Here is a 16611-nt window from a genome sequence, read left to right on the forward strand (position 1 = left end):
TTCACCGCGGCATGGCGAGACTGGGAGCTCGCCGCCTGCGGGATCGATCGGTGTGCGAGGGGACCCCCGCGCCCCCGCTTTCCTGACACGCCATGAACTGACGTGCAGTCACAATGATGGAACATCAGTGCGCAGATCACCAACTCGACCGCACATGCCCCGGCCTCGATGGCCGGAAACAGCGATTCTTACGGTTCGTGTGGGAGCCGCGACAGGCAGGGCGGGGCAGGCCCCGGCCCCGCCCGGTGCGGCGAGGGCGGCTCGGAGGCGCTGTGGCCGGATATGCGGCGCGGACGGGTCGGCGCGGGCTGTCAGATCGTCGGGGCCAAGAGGGTGTCGGCGGTCGGGGTCAGCGGGGGGTGTCGAGTGCGCGCCGGTAGCGCACGCCGGGCTTCCCGACCAGTGTGATCTCCTCCACCACCACGAACCCGTTGCGTTCCAGGACCGCCCTGGAGCCCGCGTTGTCGAGCGTCGTCTCGGCCATCAGGCCCGAGAGGCCGTACTCGGTGGCGGCCAGGCGGCACACCTCGGCGACCGCGGCGGTGGCGACCCCGCGCCCGGCGGCCCGCTCACCGATGCGGTAGCCGAGTTCGGCGGAGCCGTCCCCGACGTCCACGAGGTTGACCCGGCCGATCAGGTGGCCCTCCTCGTCGAGGACGACATGGAAGTGGATCCCGCCGGTGTCCTGCTCCTCAAGGAGGAGGCGGTGGCGCGTGGGGAATTCGGCGAAGTACGCGTCTCCGCGGTCGGGCACCGACCGGGCGAAGTAGTCACGGTTCTCCCGCTCGAAGGCGAGCAGGGCCTCAGCGTGATCGGCCCGGAGCCGCTCCAGTCTCACCATGAGCACCAGCATACGATCCGATGATCGTTGCACGCACTGACTGAGCGTCAGTGGACCCGGCGTTCCTCCAGCGGGGCCGCGCGGAGGGTTTCGTCGCCGACGCGGGGCAGGTGCGGCGTGTGGTTGACCAGGCGGGCCGAGTTGCCGACGACGGCGATGCTGCTGGTGTTGTGCAGCAGGGCCGCGAGGACGGGGTTCATGGTTCCGCCCGCGCCCGCGACCAGACCCAGCAGGTTCACGCCGATCGCGAGGCCGTAGTTCTGGCGTACGACGCGCAGCGTGTGGCGGCTGAGTTCGACGACGGCGGCGACCTGGCGCAGGTCGTTGCCCGCGAGGGCGATGTCGGCGGTCTCCAGGGCGACGTGCGAGGAGTGCTCACCCATGGTGATGCCGACGTCGGCCAGCGCCAGGGCGGGGGCGTCGTTGGTGCCGTCGCCGACCATGGCGACGGTGTGGCCCTCGGCCTGAAGGTCCCTGATCAGCTGGAGCTTGGCCTCGGGCAGGGCATGGGCGTGGACCTCGGTGATGCCGAGGGTGTCGGCGACCACCTGCGCGGTCTCCGGGGCGTCGCCGGTGAGCAGGATCAGGCGGGAGACGCCGAGGTCGCGCAGTTGCTGGATGACGGTCTCGGCTCCGGCGCGTACGGCGTCGGAGACGCCGAGCAGGCCGATCAGGTCCTCGTCGTGGGCGAGGCAGATGACCGTCTCTCCCCCGCCGCGCAGGCGTTCGGTCCAGCCCTGGGCGTTCTCGGTCAGTTCGACGCCGTGCCGGCGCAGCAGGGCGGGGCTGCCGACCAGCAGCCGGCTGCCGTCGAGTTCGGCGCGCATGCCCATGCCGAGGACGACCTCGCAGGCCTGGTGGATGGGCACGTGCAGGTGTTCTTCCTCGGTGCGGGCGACGATCGCCTGGGCCAGGGGGTGGCGGGCGTGCAGTTCGCCGGAGGCGGCCAGGCTGAGGACCTCGTCGGCGGTGACGTGCTCGCTGAGGGTGACCACGCTGGTGACCAGGGGACGGCCGAAGGTGAGGGTGCCGGTCTTGTCGAAGACGACGGCGGTGACCCGGCCGATGCCCTCCAGGTGGGTGCCGCCCTTGATGAGGGTGCCGCGGCGGGCGCCGTTGCCGATGGCGGCGCTGATCGCGGTCGGGGTGGCCAGGCCCGCCGCGCAGGGGCAGGCGATCAGCAGCATGGTCATCGCTCGCCGGGCGTCGCGGGTGACGGCGTAGGTGAGCGCGGCCAGCGCGAAGGAGACGGGGACGAAGCGCTGGGTGAAGCGGGTGGCCACGGTCTGGATGGGCGCCCGGTCCGACTGGGCCTCCTCGACGCGGCTGATGATCCGGCCCACGGTGGTGTCCCGGCCCACGGAGTCGGCGCGGACGGTGAGCGAGCCGGAGGTGACGATGGTGCCGGCGTAGACGTGGGAGCCGTCACGGGCGTACACGGGCAGGGCCTCGCCGGTGACCGCGGCCTGGTCCACCAGGGCTTCGCCGGTGAGCACATGGCCGTCGACGGGAATGCGGTGGTGTTCGTAGACGGCGACCACGTCGCCCGGCTCGACCTCTTCCAGCGCCACCTCGATCTCGACGCCGTCCCTGATCAGCCAGACGCGTTCCTCGCCGATGGTGAGCAGGTCCTCGATGGCCCGGCGGGTGCGGCGCAGGGTGAGGGTCTGGAGGAACTCGCCGATGTTGAGGAGCCACAGCACGGTGAGGGCCACCACGTTCTCGCGCAGGACCAGCGAGATGACGGTGGCGGCGGTGACCAGGGTGTCCGTACCTGGGTGACTTCGGCCGCGCAGGGAGCGCAGGGCTCCCCGGAAGAACGGCAGACCGGTGAAGACGGTGACCACGCCGAGGAGGCCGGAGGAGCCGAGGGTGATCCTGGGGCGGCCGAGCAGCCGCCGCAGCGCCACGAGCGCGAGGACGGCCCCGCCGACGACCAGCCGGGCGACCTCGCCGGTGGAGGAGTCGGGCCCCGAGCGGGTGGGCTTGGCGGGGGCCGAGGCGGGGGGCGGTTCCTCCAGCGCGGCGACGAGCCGGTCGACGTCGAGCTGGTCGGGCTCCGCCCAGATCACGACGCTGCCGGTACGGGGGAAGATCCGCAGGGCCCGGAAGCCGCTGATGCCGGTCAGCCGGTCGTCGACCAGGCCCGCGCAGCCGGGGCGGGCCCGCAGCCAGGGCACGGTCAGGCGGGCGCGGCCCGCGGCGACGGAGCATACGAGCACGGTGGACATGATCAGTGCTCGTGTCCGTGGTCGTCGATGCTGACCGCGGAGGGCGGGGGTGCCTCCTCGCCGAGCGTGGTGCGGGCCTCGGCGAGCATGTCCCCGGCTTTGAGCCTGGCCTCCTCGGCGGCCGACGCCAGCCAGCGGCCGGCGACGATTCCGTTGGCGATTCCTCCGACGACGGCCTTGCGCGCGGCCGGTTTGGCATCGGGCAGGTACTTGATGATCAGACCGCCGACCACACCGGAAACCGCGTAGTGGGCGAGCTTTCCGGCCGTGGCGCCTGCGAGGGCGAGGGGATGCATGAACAGCTCCTTCCGTCCGGCCGGGCGGCTGTGAGGATGTGCCGACCGGGCGCGACGGGCCGCGATTTCGCCGCGATTCCAGCGGCGGACCCCTCCTCAAGTGTCCACCTTCACGCCGTCCGGGAGCGACCCGACCACGGCGGCGGGACGGGCCCGGCGTGCCCGCCGGGAGCCCGCCAGGCGGCAGGCCAGATAGATCAGGAACGACAGGGTGGTGACGTACGGGCTGATGGGGATGGTGCTGCCGAGGGCCAGCAGAATCCCGCCCTCCATGGCGAGCAGCGCGAAGACGACGCTGAGGACGGGCAGCAGGACGGGCGAGGCCGTGAGCCGTGCCGCGGCGGCGGCCGGGGTGACCAGGAGAGCGAGGACGAGCAGGGCGCCGACGATCTGGACGCACAGGGCGACGGCGAGGCCGAGGACCACCATGAAGCCGAGGGAGAGCCCGCGCACGGGCAGGCCGCGCGCCTCGGCGACCTCCGGGTCGGCGCTGGCGAAGGTCAGCGGGCGCCAGATCAGGGCGAGGGCGGCGAGCACCACGGCAGAGGTGCCGACGAGCCAGGACAGCTGCGGAGTGTCGACGGCGACGATCTGGCCGGTCAGGATCCCGAACTTGTTCGCCGCCCGTCCTTGGTAGAGGGCGAGGAAGAGCACGCCGAGGCCGAGGCCGAACGGCATGATGATGCCGATGACGGAGTTCCGGTCCCGGGCCCGGACGCCGAGCATTCCGATCACGGCGGCGGCCAGCAGGGAGCCCACGATCGACCCGGCCACGATGTTGACGCCCATCAGCAGGGCGGCGGAGGCGCCGGCGAAGGACAGTTCGCTGATCCCGTGCACGGCGAACGGCAGGTCCCGCATGATCACGAACACGCCGACCAGGCCGCCGGCCAGGCCAAGGAGCGCCCCGGCCAGCAGTGAGCCGTGGACCAGGGCGAGCAGCTCGCCGTAGTCGTCGAAGTTGAAGATCTGCTGCCAGATGCCGCCCTCGCCCCGCGCGGCGAACCCGCCGACGGTCACGGCCGTACGCCTCCGTTCGGCCCGCCCGTGGGGTGGTGGACGGGAACGGCGTCGGGGGCGCCGACGACGACGATCCGGTCGTGGACGCGGACGACGTCGACATGGGTGCCGTACAGCCGCGACAGGACCGGGGTGGTCATGACCTCGTCCGGCGGCCCGATCCGGTGGCCGCCGCGGGCGAGGTAGAGCACCCGGTCGACCAGCCCCAGGACCGGGTTGATCTCGTGGGTGACGAAGACAACGGCGGTGCCGGCGGTGCGCCGCCGCCGGTCCACCAGGGCGGTGACCGTGCGCTGGTGCTGGAGGTCGAGGGAGAGCAGGGGTTCGTCGCAGAGCAGGATCCGCGGGTCGGTGGCGAGGGCCTGGGCGATCCGCACGCGCTGCTGTTCGCCGCCGGAGAGCCGGCCGACGGGTACGTCGGCGTACGGCGTCGCGCCGACGGACTCCAGGAGCTCGTCCACCCGGCGGCGGGCGGTGCCGGGGGTGAGCGGGAGACCCCATCGGTGGCCTTCCAGGCCGAGCCGTACGAGGTCTCTGGCCCGGAGCATGGTGTGCGCGGGGAGGGATTTCTGCTGGGGTACGTAGCCGATGTGCCGGCCGCCGCGGCGGGGCGGGTGCCCGAGGACGGTCAGGGCGCCCGCGGTGGGCTGCCGGCGGCCGAGCAGTACGCGCAGCAGGCTCGTCTTGCCGGAGCCGTTGGGTCCGAGGACGGCGAGGAATTCCCCCGGCCACACGTCGAGGTCGAGGTCGCGCCAGAGGACCCGGTCGCCGTAGGCGAGGGCGGCTCCGCGCAGGCTGACCAGGGGCGTGGCGGTGGAGTCGGCCGCGACGGTCGGCGGGGAGAGGGGGGCGGCGGCCGGTGACGGGGCTTGCGTACGGTCCATCAGTGGTCCAGGGCCTTGTTCAGGGCGTCGATGGTGGACGCCATCCAGCCGATGTAGTCCTCCCCTTCGGGGAGGGTCTCCGTCACGGGCACGACCGGGACGCCGTTGTCCTCGGCGGCCGCCTTGACCTGCTCGGTCTGCGGGCCGGTGGTCTGCTCGTTGTAGACCAGCGCCCGCACCTGCCGGTCGTCGAGGAGCGCGAGCGTCTCGCGCAGGCTGCGGGCCGGGACCTCCTCGCCCTCCTCGATGGCCTCGCTGAAGGCGGCGGGTGTCTTGTCGGTCAGGCCGCACGCCTCGGTCAGATACCGCGGGACGGGTTCGGTCACCGCGACGGCCGTGCCGGCGTGCTCGTCGGCGATCCGCTCCGTACGGTCCGTCAGGGTCTGGAGCTGTTCCTTGAACTCCCCGGCGTTGTCCTTGAAGAGGTCGCGGTCGGCGGGCGACACCTTGGCGAGGGCGTCGGCGATCCGGTCGGCGAGCGCGCCCATCGCGGGGAAGTCGTACCAGACGTGTTCGTTGAACTCGCCTTGTGCATCGGGCGACTTGCCCGACGCCTCGACGGCGTCGACGACATCCGCCGAGGAGTTGCCCGAGGCGGCGAGCATCCGGGCGACGAAGTCGTCGTAGCCGCCGCCGTTGCGGACGACGACCTTCGCCTTGGACAGCTCCAGCTGGTTACGGGTGTTCGCCTCGTACGAGTGGGGGTCCTGCGCCGGGTCGTCGATGATCGAGACGACGTCGACCCGGTCGGCGCCGATCCGCTCCACGATGTCGCCGTACACGTTCGTCGACGCCACCACGGGGACGGTGGCCGAGGGCGCGGCCGCCGGAGCCGACGCGGCGCAGGCGGAGCCGCCCCACGCGCACACCACCGCCGCTACGACTCCGGCGGCGGCCGCGCGGCCACACTGCGGTCTGCGCATACCGTCCTCCCTGACCGAAGGAAAACCGGAACGGTATTCACTTGAATTCTCCCTCTCCGGCGCCCGGCCCTCCACTGGAGGCGGAGGCGGGGCATGGGCAGGGTGACCGGGGGGCGGTCGGTCAGCCGTCGGCGCGGCGCCGCTCGTCGCTGTCCTGACGGAGCCGGTCGGCGTGCTGAGTGAGGGCGTCCACGCGGTCGGCGAGGTCGGCGTGGTCCGGCCGCAGGTGCGGCCCGGCGTCCGTGAGCGGGCCGACCAGGCGGGCGGCGTCGTCGTGCGCGAGGGCCCGCAGGAGACCGTCGAGCGGGGGGTCCGCGGCGTCGGGGAGGTCGGTCAGGGCCGTGATCTGTCCGGCGAGCCGGCGCAGGTCGGCGGCGTTGTGCCGGGCCCAGGCGGTGACGCTCCGGTCGGCCGCGCGCCGGTCACGGGTCGCCTTGACCCGCCCCTCACGGGTCGCCCCGCCGTCGCCGGGGCGCAGCCGCAGATAGCGCCGCTCGGCGGCCTGCCTGCTGGCGACACCGAGGGGCGCGGCGAGGTCGGCCCAGCTGGCGCCCGCGTCCCGGGCCACCTCGATCAGCCCGCTCTCCCAGCCCGCCAGCTCCTCGCGGATCCGGCGCAGCAGGAGGAGGGTCGCGAGCGCCTCCTCGGCCCGGGTGGGGCCGTCAGGCTCCGTCTCGGTCTCCTGGGCGCCGCGCAGAGCATCGCCGATCTTCCCCAGCGCGGCCGCCGCCGCGAGAAACGAGGCAGGGCCGGGCCCCTGCGGCCGGTCGTCTGCGGTCATGGCCACCCCTATCTCGGAAATCTGCTGTCTCGGAATTTGCGGAGCGTCATCCTTTCGATGACATCCTTCTTGTCATCACTCCGATGACATGTTACAACGGAAGCACGTTGAAGCGCATTGGCAGGTACTGCCCGATTCGACTGGAGGTGTTTCCCATGTTGATGCGCACCGACCCCTTCCGTGAGCTCGACCGTCTCACCGCTCAGCTCCTGAGCCCCGGCACCTGGTCGAAGCCCGCCGCCATGCCCATGGACGCCTACCGCGACGGCGACGAGTACGTGGTGGCCTTCGATCTGCCCGGTGTCTCCCCGGACGCGATCGACATCGACGTCGAGCGGAACATGCTGACCGTGAAGGCGGAGCGCCGCCCGGTCACCGATTCGAACACGGTCCAGATGGAGCTCTCCGAGCGGCCGCTGGGTGTCTTCTCGCGCCAGATCATGCTGGCCGACACCCTCGACACCGAGCGCATCAAGGCCGACTACGACGCGGGGGTGCTGACCCTGCGCATTCCGATCGCCGAGCGCGCCAAGCCCCGCAAGGTCTCCATCGGCGGCGGCAGCGACCGCAAGGAGATCAGCGGCTGATCACCGGCGGCTTTGCCCGGCCCGGCGGCGCCGGGCGGGGCGAAGCCGTCCGGTTCGACCCCATCCCACCGACAGGAGAAAGGCCCGCACATCGTGTTCGACTCGCCCGCACCTCTCCGGCCGGCTCCGGGCATGACGTACGAGCAGATGCTGGAGACGGTCCGGTACGAAGGCGCCTACCCCACCCGTGAGCGGGCGGCGGAAGCGGTCCACGAGGTCATGGCGGCGCTCGGCCGGCAGCTGGCCGGCGACGAACGCGTCGATCTCGCCGCGTGTCTGCCGGTGGAGGCCGCGCTGCCCTTCACCGCCCAGATCCCCGATCTGGAGCAGCTCACCGGCTGGGGCTTCGTGAAGGACCTGGCCGGCCGCACAGGCGGCAGCCCCGCCACCGCCCGCTGGGACGCCGGCTCCGTCCTCTCCACGGTCGCCCGCCTCGCCGGCCCCCACCTGCTGGACCGCGTCCTCGCCCGCCTCCCGGAGGGGTACGCGCTCCTGTTCGGCCGGGCCGAGCTGAGACCGTCCCGGTCGGCCGCCTGAACCGCCGCTCACACAGGCGGTCGTGGCAGGCATCGGAAAACCGATGCCTGCCATCGGATCGTCCATTGGATCTCCGTCACGGACCGGCCTACCGTCGAGGACATCGCCGTACCGACGATTCCCGCCCCCGAACGGGCCCCCGCGGTCCGCACCCCCGGAGTGACACCATGTCGAAGATCCTTTTCGTGATGACCGGCGCCGACCACTGGACGCTGGCCGACGGCACCCAGCACCCGACCGGATTCTGGGCCGAGGAGGCCGTCACGCCGTACGAGACGTTCACGGCCGCGGGCCATGAGGTCGTCGTCGCCACCCCCGGTGGTGTCGTGCCGACCGTGGACCAGGGCAGCCTCGCCCCGGAGGCCAACGGCGGCCAGGAGGCCGCCGACAGGATCGCGCGGACGCTCGCCTCCATCGCCGAGATCCAGCAGCCGGTCAAGCTGGAGGACGTGGACCTGGCCGACTTCGACGCCGTCTTCTACCCCGGCGGGCACGGTCCCATGGAGGATCTCGCCGTCGACGCCACCTCCGGCCGGCTGCTGACCGCCGCCCTCGCGTCGGGCAAGCCGCTCGCCGTGGTCTGCCACGGCCCGGCCGCGCTGCTCGCCGCCGAGACGGCCGACGGCGGCAACGCGTTCGCCGGGTACAAGGTCGCGGCGTTCACCAACGCCGAGGAGATGCAGGCCGGTCTCGCCGACAAGGCGAAGTGGCTCCTGGAGACCCGGCTGACCGAGGCGGGCGTGCACGTCCAGGCCGCCGAGGCCTGGGCGCCGCACGTCGTCGTCGACCGCAATCTGATCACCGGCCAGAACCCGGCCTCCTCGGCGCCCCTCGCGGCCGAGCTGCTGAAGAAGCTGGCCTGACGAAGGGCGCCGAGTGGGCGGGCGCCGGATGGGGCGCGTCGGTCAGACGGCGCCGACGACGCTGACGGCCGGGCTCCGCCCGCGGGTGCACGGGTCCGGCCGCCGGACGGCCGCCCCGGTCGGGGCGGCCTCGGCCCGGGTGGCCGCCTGAAGTGCCGCGCTGACCAGGGTGGTCAGCAGGTCGATGTCGGAGCCGATGTCCAGGCGTACGGTCACCCACTCCGAGCCGGCCCGCAGACGGATCGCGGACGACCCGGCGAGGGCCGGACGGAGCCTGGCGATCATGGCATGGGTCAGATGGACGTCCGCCTCGTGTTCGCCGTGGAAGTGGACGATCTCCTGGAATCCGGCGTTGAGCCCGAGTCCGGCGCCGCACGGGGGCCGGCCTTGTGTGAGGGCCGGCCAACTCATCAGCCGTTCACTGGCGTGCCGAGCTGTGTTCATGCCCCCGAGCCTGCCCCCACCGGGCCTTCACCACAAGAGCCGTGGCCCGATACCGCTGTTCGTCCGTGGTCAGGCCCCGGTCGTCGAGCCGGGCCGGACGATCATCAGGACGGTGACGGTGGCCCACAGCAGGTTGAACACCCCGGTGAACATGGCCAGTCGGGCGGCGACGGCGGCCCCGCCCGCGGAACCCCCCACCTCACCCTGCCCGTCGACGGCGTCGACGGCGTCGAGGAGGATCTCCTGGCGCGGCAGGACCAGCAGCAGCAGCGCGGCGGCCGCCAGGACGGTGAGGACGATGGAGACGATCAGCCAGGGGTCGCCCATCACCCCCATGCTGCCGGCCGTGGCGAAGCCGAGGACGGGTACGGCGACACCGACGCCGGCGTAGACGCGACAGATGCGGTGCAGCAGCCGTACGGACGTGCGGGCCGCCGGGTCGTCGGGGTGGGCCAGCGCCCTGCGGGCCGCCGGCGGGAACATGCTGGCGGCGACGGTGACCGGGCCGACGGCGACGATCGCGGCCAGGACGTGCAGGGTGAGGAAGAGCTTGGTCACGGGAGAGGGATCTCTTTCGTACGGGCGGAGGTTGAGGCGGCGCCGGCCGGGGCTCGGGCGGCCGGAGCGGCCGGAGCATCCGTGAGCGACGCTACGGCCGCGTCCGGACCCGGCCCAGGGGCAGAAGTGCCAGATGGCCACGGATTACCGCCAGAGGCGGTGACGGACCTTCGTTCACCCGCCCGGACGCAGGCCGCTCCCCCGTCACTCCCCCACCGACCGGCCGCGGCCCCGCGCATCCGGCACACGGAGCCGTCCGGGGCGACGCGCCCGTCGCGTGCGCGGTCCACCGCCCGGCGCCTCTACAGTCCGGTCATGATCGTAAGGCTGGCCGGTCCGTCCGCGGTCGGGCGCCGGGGTACGGGCGGCGCCCGGCTGCCGCTGATGGTCACGGCGGCGGTCGTGCCGCTCTACGCGCTGTGGGCGTGCTGGCTCGCCACCGGCGCCGGGGACCTGGCGGCGCAGATCGCCTGGGCCCAGTTCGCCGACCGGCACCCGGGCGGCGCGTACAACTTCTCGTGGTACGGCGGTATGCACGCGGCCAACTACAGCCTGCTGACACCGCATCTGATGGCGGCGGCCGGGGTGCGGCCGGTGTCGGTCGCGGCGGGCCTGGCCGGCACGTGGGCGATGACGCGGCTGGTGGCCCGCGCCCCGGGGCTGCGGGCGCCGCTGTGGCCGGCCCTTCTGGGGGCGGCGACGCTGTGGTGCAACATCGCCTCCGGGCGTACGACCTTCGCCGTCGGGCTGGCCGCCGCGCTCGTCGCCTGCCTGCTCACCCGACGCCCCGCCCCGGCGGCCCTGGCCGCCTTGGTGGCCGCGCTGACCAGCCCGCTCGCCGGGCTGTTCCTCCTGGCCCTGGGGGCGGCGCAGCTGTTCCTGCGGCGGTGGCGGCCGGCCGTGGCGCTGCTGGCTCCGGTGAGCGCGGTGCAGGTGGGCGTCGCGCTCGTGTTCCCGTTCTGGGGCGAGCAGCCGATGACGCCGGGTGCGGTCGTCCTGCCGCTGGCCGCCACCGTGGTGTTCTGGGGGGCGGCGCCCCGCTCCTGGGCGCCGGCCCGCGGGTGCGCCGCGCTGTACGGGGCCGGGATCATCCTCGCCTTCCTCATCCCTTCACCGGTCGGTTCGAACGCCGACCGGCTCGCGCTGGTCGCCGCCCCGAGCGCCCTGCTGGCCGCGTTTCTGGCCCGCCCGGCCCCGTACCGCCGCGGCCCGCTCGCCCTCGCCCTGGTCGCCACGGCGCTGGTCACGTCCGTGTGGGTGCTGGGCCGGAGCGTGGACGATCTGCGGCACTCCACACAGGTCCCGCAGTGGGCCTCGCACACCCGGGCGGTGACGGCGCAGCTGCGCCGCCTGGGCGCGCACCGCGGGCGCATCGAGGTCGTCCCGGCCCGCAACCACCGCGAGGCCTGGCTGATGGCGCGCCATTTCCAGCTGGCGCGGGGCTGGAACCGCCAGCTGGACGTGGAACGGGGACGGCTCTTCTACGACGGCACCCTCAGCCCTCGCACGTACCGCGCCTGGCTCGACCACTGGGCCGTGGGCCACATCGCGCTGCACAGCGGCCCGCCCGACGGGCCGGCCGCGGCCGAGGCGGCGCTGATCCGGTCCCGTCCGCCCTGGCTGAAGCCGGTCTGGCGGGACGAGCACTGGACCATTTTCGCGGTCGACGACGCGGTCCCGCTGGCGCGGCCGGGCCGGGCCGCCCTGGCGACCGCGTCCGAGGTCGTCGTCGACGTGGACCGGCCCGGTCCGGTGACGGTACGGGTGCGCTACTCCCCCTGGCTGCGGGCGGACCGTGGCGCGCGCGTGGAGCCGGCCGGTTCCTGGGTCCGCCTCCACGCCCCGGGGCCCGGCCGGTACCGGCTCCACGCGCCCTATCTCACCGGCCTGTTCGGCACGGTGCGCCGGGCGGCGAACTGACCGACGTCAGCTCCGCGCGGCGAAGTTCTGGGTCCACCAGGGGCCGTTGGACCGCAGGTTGATGCCGACGCCGATCTCCTTGAAGGAGCAGTTGAGGATGTTGTCGCGGTGGCCGGGGCTCTTCATCCAGCCCGCCATGGCCGTGCGGGCGTCCTTGGGGCTCTTGAATATGTTCTCGCCGTACGTGCTCCAGCGGTATCCGGCCGCCGTGATCCGCTCGCCCGGGCCGGCGCCTTCGGGGGTGGAGTGGGCGTAGTAGTCGCGGGCCGCCATGTCGTCGGAGTGCCGCTGGGCCGCCTTGGTCAGCTTGGAGTTGACGGTGACGGGGGCGCAACCGCTCTTCGCGCGCTCCGCGTTGACCATGTCGACCACCTGCTGGGCGAGGCCGGCGTGTCCGCCGCCCGGCCGGGGCGGCTTGGCCGTGGGCCGCTGGGTGTGCCTGCCGGAGCCGGTGGCGGGGGTGGTCTTCGGCTTGGCGGCCGGCTTCGTACGGGTCTCCTTCGCCGTGGTGGGCGAGGCCTTGGGAGCGGTGGCGCGCTTGGCCACGGACGCGGAGGCGGAGGCGGACGCGGACGGCGCCGCGGATGCCGTCGCCCGGTCCGGGCCCGCGGGGGCGGCGGAGGTCATGGCGGGGGCGGCGGGATCGGCCGGGGCCTCGGCGACCGTATGCGCCTCGTCCCCGCCGCCCTTGGGGAGCTGCGAAGCGCCGTAGGCGCCGCCCGCGACGACGACCAGCGCCACCGCGCCGGTCGCCAGGGCCACCCCCTTGGGCCGGTGGCTCCGGTGCGCCCCGCGCCGGCGGCCGTGCCGGGCGGGGGCGGATGCCTGGGTGGAGGACTCGGGTTCGCGCTTCATGCGAGGTCAACTTTCCACTGCGGTACGGATGAGGGTCCAACACTCAGGAGACGCGGCAGCCCGAGAGCGATAACAGAAACTCCCCAGCCGATGGCCGAGGCAATCTGGTCCGGCGGCTTCTTCCGTGGTCCACTGGAAGCAGGGAGCAGCCGATGGGAGTGAACCGCGCGAGGAGACCGGCCGGAGCGGCGGTGGCCGTGACGGCGTGCCTCGCCCTGGCCGTCGGCCTTGTGGGGTGTTCCGGATCGGAGCGGGAGGCACCGCCCCCACCGTCTACCACCCAGCAGAGCCTGTCGCCCTTCACGGGACTGCCGGCCCGCCCCGGCCCCGTACTCGCCGTCAAGATCGACAACGTGCCGCCGGCGCGACCGCACACCGGCCTCGGCTCGGCCGACATCGTGTACGTGGAGCAGGTCGAGGCGGGACAGAGCCGGATACTGGCCGTCTTCTCGTCGCGGCAGCCGCCGACCGTCGGGCCGGTGCGCAGCGCACGGGAGTCGGACCTGGAGCTGCTGCGGCAGTTCGGCCGCCCGGCACTCGCCTACTCCGGCTCGCAGTCGGCGCTCGCACCCCTGATCGACGCGGCGCCGCTCCACCCGCTCGAGCCGTCGGACGCCCCGCGGGCCTTCGTCCGCGACCAGCGCCGCCCGGCGCCGCACAATCTCTACCTGCGCCCCGCCGCGGCGCTCGCCGCGGCCCCGGAGACGGACCGGGCCAAGGACATCGGCTTCCGGTTCGGCGCGGCTCCGGCGGGCGGCGAGCCGGTGAAGACGCACACGGTGCGCTTCCCGGCGGCCCGGTTCACCTTCACCTGGTCGCAGAGCGGGCAGCAGTGGCTGGTGGCCATGGACGGCGTCGCCGGGCGGACCACGGACGGCGGGCCCCTGGGAGCCAAGACGGTGGTGATCCAGGACGTGGAGGTCCGGCCCTCGAAGTTCCGTGACCGCTGGGGCAGCGTCTCGCCGTACACCGAGACCGTCGGCTCGGGCCGGGCGCTGGTGCTGCGGGACGGCCGCGGCCACGAGGCTCGCTGGAGCCGCCCGGCCGCGGACCGGGGCACCACGTACACCACCCCGTCGGGGCAGCCCATGAACTTCGCCCCCGGGCAGGTGTGGGTGGTGCTCGCCGACCGGCCTACGATCGCGCCATGAAGCCGCTGTCCAGGACCGTCCGCGTCGTGGTGGCGGGGGGTGCGCGGGCCTCCGCCGACGTCCCCGACCACCCCGCGACGTACGAGATCGCCGACCCGCACGAGATACGGGAGCTGCTGGCCGCCCTGCCGGACGAACGCGCTGAACCGCACCACGACTTCGACTGTATGTGCCTGCCGGAGTCCGCGGTCAGGCTGTACGACGCGGCCGGTCAGCGCATCAGAACCCTCGACCGGCACCTGCCGGAGCTGCTGGATCCCGGTCGCCCGGACGCCATCCCCGGCCGCCACCGGGCCGCCTGGGCCGCCGCCGCCCCGGAGCCGCTGCGCGGGTACGCCGAGCGGTGGGCGCGCGGTGAGGACCCCGACCCGGGGGCCGTACGGTCCGTGCCGCTGCGCGTGGTGCTCGGCTGGCTGGGCACTCCCCGCGCGCCGGACGCCGCCCAGCTGCTGGCGCGGCGGGCCCCGACCGCCCTGCTGGAGGCGGCGACGACGGACGAACTGGCCTGGGCGGTACGGGAGAGCGACGCCGTGGCACTCGACGCGGCCGTCGGCTTCTTCGCGAGCGAGGGTTTCACGGCCCGCCACCCCAAGAAGCGCCGCGTCGGCGCGACCGCCCGCGACCTGCTGCTCCGGCACGCGCGCAGGCACCGCCCGGAGCACGTCGCGGTCCTGGAGCGGCGGATGCTGAAGGCAGCGGAGGACCGGATCAAGCGGTGAACCGCCGTCAGTCCTGGGACGCGGCCCAGCGGCGGGTCCCGGTGTCGTACGTGTAGGCGGGGCGCCCCCGGACCCCGCTCGTGCGGAAAGGCCTGCCGTCGTCGGTGATCCGGACCGTGCCGGAGTGTCCCTCGCTGCTCCACTCCAGCTCCAGCTCCCAGCGGCAGTCGCAGCCCGCGGTCCGGGCGGCCACGAGCAGGACCTCCGGGTCGGCGGACGTCACGGTGTACGGGAAAGACACGGCCGGGATCGTACGGTCCGCCAGGCCGTCGACCCCGGCGACGGGACGCGCGACCGGGCGTGGCCGGTCCAGGTCCACGTCGATACGGCGCGGGGTGACCGCGCCGCCGCAGCCGCCGCCCATGCGGTAGGCCTGCCCCGCGGCGGGCGCCGCACGGCCGGTGATCCGCACCCGCAGCGCCTCCAGCACCACCGCGTTGCGCGAGGCGCCCTGGAGGGTGACCCGGACGTGTGTGGCGCCGCCGTCCACCGCACCCAGGGAGCGCGCCCAGGGCCCGGCGTCCTGTTCCTGGGGTGGCGGCGGGACCTGGTGCGGGGCGCGGCCGACGAGGTAGGTGTGGTCGCAGCCGTTCTCCCAGACGCCGGAGGCGACGGTCCAGGTGAAGGGGGCGCCCGGCGGTTCGGGCGGGGCCGCTCCGGCGCCGGGCCCGGCCGGGAGCAGGGTCAGCAGCACGGTCACGACGGCGGCGAGGGCCGCGACCGCGACGACGGACGCGAGGATCGACGCCCGGCGGAGGCGAGGGGTACGGGCGGCGGGGACGGGGGGCGGCTCGGAAACCGGCCCGGGATCCGAAAGTTCCGGCTCCGGGAGCCCCGACACCCCGGGGTCCGCCTCGGCGAGCGGCCCCGACGCGGCGGCTGCTTCCGGCTCGGTCGGCGTTGACGCCGACGTCGGGGCATGCTGGCCCTCCCCCGGCCGGGGCCGTCGGGCCGCGTCCGCGAGGATCCACAGCCGCTGCAGCCGCAGGACGTCCTCGGTCGACACCCCGCACAGCCGGGCCAGCCGTTCGACCGGCGTGAAGTGCTGGGGCACCGCCTCGCCGGAGCCGTATCGGTGCAGGGTCGAGCCGCTCACGCCGACGCGGCGCGCCAGCGCCCCGTAGCTGCGTCCGGAGCGGTCCTTGAGGGCGCGCACCTCCCGCGCGAACCGCTCGACCTCCGGCTCCCGCCCCATGTCCATCCGCCCCCGCCTCCGTCCACGGCCCGTCCCGGGCGGCGTTCCACCCGTCTGTGTCCGTGCACGTCAACGGGGGTGGAATGGTTCCACCGTCCCGCCGGGACCGGAAGTCGTTGCGTCCGCCGCACGCCGCCTTCGAAGCTGACGACGTCACACCGACCGTCACCACGGGGGGATTCCCATGCGTCTCACCACTGTCCGCGCCTCACTGTGCGCCACGCTCGTCACCGCGCTGGCCGCCGCCGGCCTCGGCCTGGCCACCGCGGGGCCCGCCACCGCGGCTGTCCGCCCCGCATTCCTCGACGCCGCCCAGATGCCGGCCTCCGCCACGCCGTGGACGGCCGGTGCCGTCACCCGGGGGCTCCCGGAGGGCGGGGCGTTCTGCGCGCCCGGTGTCATCCCCGCCCAGGGCAGCAGCCACCGTGTGTTCCGTACCGAGCTGGACACGGGCGGGGTGCAGATCACCACGGTCGCCGCGAGCACCGCGCAGGCCACCGAGCTCGTCGGCGCGGTGCGCCGCGCTCTCGCCTCCTGCGCGGAGCGCGTCGTGGGGCAGTACCCGACGACCGAGGCCACGAGCGCGTACCACGGCCGGCTGGCGGTCGAGGAGGGTGCGTACGTCTACAGCCTGGACACCGCCGACCGCGAGGTCGGCTCCACGGACATCAGCCTGTTCTCGGTGGGCCGCGACGGACGCACGGTCACCTATGTCCAGTGGGGGCAGCTGGGCGATCTGGCGGACGCCCCGCTGGCCGGGTTCCGGCAGACCACGCGTACGGCGGTGGCCAAGCTGTACCGCTGAG

18 protein-coding genes are annotated in these 16611 nt (G+C 73.9%); 7 read left to right on the forward strand and 11 right to left on the reverse strand.

Annotated features, from left to right (window positions below; genetic code table 11):
* Nucleotides 1-349 precede the first annotated feature (349 nt).
* The 7 genes from ACZ7LT_RS08225 to ACZ7LT_RS08255 all read right to left on the reverse strand — a co-directional run bounded on the left by ACZ7LT_RS08225 (nucleotide 350) and on the right by ACZ7LT_RS08255 (nucleotide 6976).
* Complete coding sequence (locus ACZ7LT_RS08225) at nucleotides 350-841, reverse strand: GNAT family N-acetyltransferase (protein WP_471235175.1); 492 nt, start codon at nucleotides 839-841, stop codon at nucleotides 350-352.
* Between the two features lie 47 nt (nucleotides 842-888).
* Nucleotides 889-3072, reverse strand: a complete 2184-nt coding sequence (locus ACZ7LT_RS08230; protein WP_471235176.1) for a heavy metal translocating P-type ATPase — start codon at nucleotides 3070-3072, stop codon at nucleotides 889-891.
* A gap of 2 nt (nucleotides 3073-3074) precedes the next feature.
* Complete coding sequence (locus tag ACZ7LT_RS08235) at nucleotides 3075-3368, reverse strand: DUF1490 family protein (protein WP_471235177.1); 294 nt, start codon at nucleotides 3366-3368, stop codon at nucleotides 3075-3077.
* A 96-nt stretch (nucleotides 3369-3464) separates the two neighbouring features.
* Nucleotides 3465-4388 (reverse strand): metal ABC transporter permease, encoded by a 924-nt coding sequence (locus ACZ7LT_RS08240; RefSeq protein ID WP_471235178.1) that lies wholly within the window; start codon nucleotides 4386-4388, stop codon nucleotides 3465-3467.
* Entirely contained in the window at nucleotides 4385-5272 is an 888-nt protein-coding gene (locus ACZ7LT_RS08245; protein ID WP_471235179.1) for a metal ABC transporter ATP-binding protein, read from the reverse strand. Before ACZ7LT_RS08245 ends, ACZ7LT_RS08240 begins: the two co-directional genes overlap by 4 nt.
* Nucleotides 5272-6195, reverse strand: coding sequence for a metal ABC transporter solute-binding protein, Zn/Mn family (locus ACZ7LT_RS08250; protein WP_471235180.1), 924 nt, complete (start codon nucleotides 6193-6195; stop codon nucleotides 5272-5274). The genes ACZ7LT_RS08245 and ACZ7LT_RS08250 overlap by 1 nt, the downstream gene beginning before the upstream one ends.
* Before the next feature lie 121 nt (nucleotides 6196-6316).
* Nucleotides 6317-6976 carry a type III effector protein gene (locus ACZ7LT_RS08255; RefSeq protein ID WP_471235181.1) on the reverse strand — a complete coding sequence of 220 codons (660 nt, stop codon included), beginning with the start codon at nucleotides 6974-6976 and terminating at the stop codon, nucleotides 6317-6319.
* Nucleotides 6977-7131: 155 nt separating this feature from the next.
* Between ACZ7LT_RS08255 and ACZ7LT_RS08260 the strand changes: the two genes are divergently transcribed.
* From ACZ7LT_RS08260 to ACZ7LT_RS08270, 3 genes are all read left to right on the forward strand, one after another.
* Nucleotides 7132-7563, forward strand: a complete 432-nt coding sequence (locus ACZ7LT_RS08260; protein WP_471235182.1) for an Hsp20/alpha crystallin family protein — start codon at nucleotides 7132-7134, stop codon at nucleotides 7561-7563.
* 132 nt (nucleotides 7564-7695) lie between these two features.
* Nucleotides 7696-8100, forward strand: coding sequence for a DUF2267 domain-containing protein (locus ACZ7LT_RS08265; RefSeq protein WP_471235183.1), 405 nt, complete (start codon nucleotides 7696-7698; stop codon nucleotides 8098-8100).
* A 167-nt stretch (nucleotides 8101-8267) separates the two neighbouring features.
* Nucleotides 8268-8963 carry a type 1 glutamine amidotransferase domain-containing protein gene (locus ACZ7LT_RS08270; protein ID WP_471235184.1) on the forward strand — a complete coding sequence of 232 codons (696 nt, stop codon included), beginning with the start codon at nucleotides 8268-8270 and terminating at the stop codon, nucleotides 8961-8963.
* A 42-nt stretch (nucleotides 8964-9005) separates the two neighbouring features.
* Here ACZ7LT_RS08270 and ACZ7LT_RS08275 read toward each other — a convergent pair whose 3' ends face one another.
* Together ACZ7LT_RS08275 and ACZ7LT_RS08280 are read right to left on the reverse strand one after the other, a co-directional pair.
* Entirely contained in the window at nucleotides 9006-9407 is a 402-nt protein-coding gene (locus tag ACZ7LT_RS08275; protein WP_471235185.1) for a luciferase domain-containing protein, read from the reverse strand.
* Between the two features lie 69 nt (nucleotides 9408-9476).
* A complete protein-coding gene (locus tag ACZ7LT_RS08280; protein WP_471235186.1) occupies nucleotides 9477-9965 on the reverse strand; it encodes a DUF2269 family protein in 489 nt (162 codons plus the stop codon).
* Nucleotides 9966-10280: 315 nt separating this feature from the next.
* Here ACZ7LT_RS08280 and ACZ7LT_RS08285 point away from each other — a divergent pair, with 315 nt between their 5' ends.
* Nucleotides 10281-11885: a hypothetical protein gene (locus ACZ7LT_RS08285; protein WP_471235187.1), complete on the forward strand. Its 1605-nt coding sequence runs from the start codon at nucleotides 10281-10283 to the stop codon at nucleotides 11883-11885.
* Between the two features lie 6 nt (nucleotides 11886-11891).
* Here the strand turns inward: ACZ7LT_RS08285 and ACZ7LT_RS08290 are convergent, their stop codons facing one another.
* A complete protein-coding gene (locus ACZ7LT_RS08290) occupies nucleotides 11892-12740 on the reverse strand; it encodes a CAP domain-containing protein (protein ID WP_471235188.1) in 849 nt (282 codons plus the stop codon).
* 152 nt (nucleotides 12741-12892) lie between these two features.
* Here ACZ7LT_RS08290 and ACZ7LT_RS08295 point away from each other — a divergent pair, with 152 nt between their 5' ends.
* A complete protein-coding gene (locus ACZ7LT_RS08295) occupies nucleotides 12893-13891 on the forward strand; it encodes a DUF3048 domain-containing protein (RefSeq protein ID WP_471235189.1) in 999 nt (332 codons plus the stop codon).
* Complete coding sequence (locus ACZ7LT_RS08300) at nucleotides 13888-14610, forward strand: hypothetical protein (protein WP_471235190.1); 723 nt, start codon at nucleotides 13888-13890, stop codon at nucleotides 14608-14610. Before ACZ7LT_RS08295 ends, ACZ7LT_RS08300 begins: the two co-directional genes overlap by 4 nt.
* 7 nt (nucleotides 14611-14617) lie before the next feature.
* On the opposite strand, the gene ACZ7LT_RS08305 is transcribed toward ACZ7LT_RS08300, so the two are convergent.
* Nucleotides 14618-15811, reverse strand: coding sequence for a helix-turn-helix domain-containing protein (locus ACZ7LT_RS08305; RefSeq protein ID WP_471235191.1), 1194 nt, complete (start codon nucleotides 15809-15811; stop codon nucleotides 14618-14620).
* 178 nt (nucleotides 15812-15989) lie between these two features.
* Between ACZ7LT_RS08305 and ACZ7LT_RS08310 the strand changes: the two genes are divergently transcribed.
* Entirely contained in the window at nucleotides 15990-16610 is a 621-nt protein-coding gene (locus ACZ7LT_RS08310; protein ID WP_471235192.1) for a hypothetical protein, read from the forward strand.
* Nucleotide 16611 lies beyond the last annotated feature (1 nt).

The organism is Streptomyces sp. NPDC039465, assembly GCF_055639315.1.

Coding starts and splice junctions, on each gene's coding strand:
- ACZ7LT_RS08225 (WP_471235175.1), bottom strand. CDS start 841: ATGGTGAGACTGGAGCGGCTCCGGGCCGATCACGCTGAGGCCCTGCTC.
- ACZ7LT_RS08230 (WP_471235176.1), bottom strand. CDS start 3,072: ATGTCCACCGTGCTCGTATGCTCCGTCGCCGCGGGCCGCGCCCGCCTG.
- ACZ7LT_RS08235 (WP_471235177.1), bottom strand. CDS start 3,368: ATGCATCCCCTCGCCCTCGCAGGCGCCACGGCCGGAAAGCTCGCCCAC.
- ACZ7LT_RS08245 (WP_471235179.1), bottom strand. CDS start 5,272: ATGGACCGTACGCAAGCCCCGTCACCGGCCGCCGCCCCCCTCTCCCCG.
- ACZ7LT_RS08250 (WP_471235180.1), bottom strand. CDS start 6,195: ATGCGCAGACCGCAGTGTGGCCGCGCGGCCGCCGCCGGAGTCGTAGCG.
- ACZ7LT_RS08255 (WP_471235181.1), bottom strand. CDS start 6,976: ATGACCGCAGACGACCGGCCGCAGGGGCCCGGCCCTGCCTCGTTTCTC.
- ACZ7LT_RS08260 (WP_471235182.1), top strand. CDS start 7,132: ATGTTGATGCGCACCGACCCCTTCCGTGAGCTCGACCGTCTCACCGCT.
- ACZ7LT_RS08265 (WP_471235183.1), top strand. CDS start 7,696: ATGACGTACGAGCAGATGCTGGAGACGGTCCGGTACGAAGGCGCCTAC.
- ACZ7LT_RS08270 (WP_471235184.1), top strand. CDS start 8,268: ATGTCGAAGATCCTTTTCGTGATGACCGGCGCCGACCACTGGACGCTG.
- ACZ7LT_RS08275 (WP_471235185.1), bottom strand. CDS start 9,407: ATGAACACAGCTCGGCACGCCAGTGAACGGCTGATGAGTTGGCCGGCC.
- ACZ7LT_RS08285 (WP_471235187.1), top strand. CDS start 10,281: ATGATCGTAAGGCTGGCCGGTCCGTCCGCGGTCGGGCGCCGGGGTACG.
- ACZ7LT_RS08290 (WP_471235188.1), bottom strand. CDS start 12,740: ATGAAGCGCGAACCCGAGTCCTCCACCCAGGCATCCGCCCCCGCCCGG.
- ACZ7LT_RS08295 (WP_471235189.1), top strand. CDS start 12,893: ATGGGAGTGAACCGCGCGAGGAGACCGGCCGGAGCGGCGGTGGCCGTG.
- ACZ7LT_RS08300 (WP_471235190.1), top strand. CDS start 13,888: ATGAAGCCGCTGTCCAGGACCGTCCGCGTCGTGGTGGCGGGGGGTGCG.
- ACZ7LT_RS08305 (WP_471235191.1), bottom strand. CDS start 15,811: ATGGACATGGGGCGGGAGCCGGAGGTCGAGCGGTTCGCGCGGGAGGTG.
- ACZ7LT_RS08310 (WP_471235192.1), top strand. CDS start 15,990: ATGCGTCTCACCACTGTCCGCGCCTCACTGTGCGCCACGCTCGTCACC.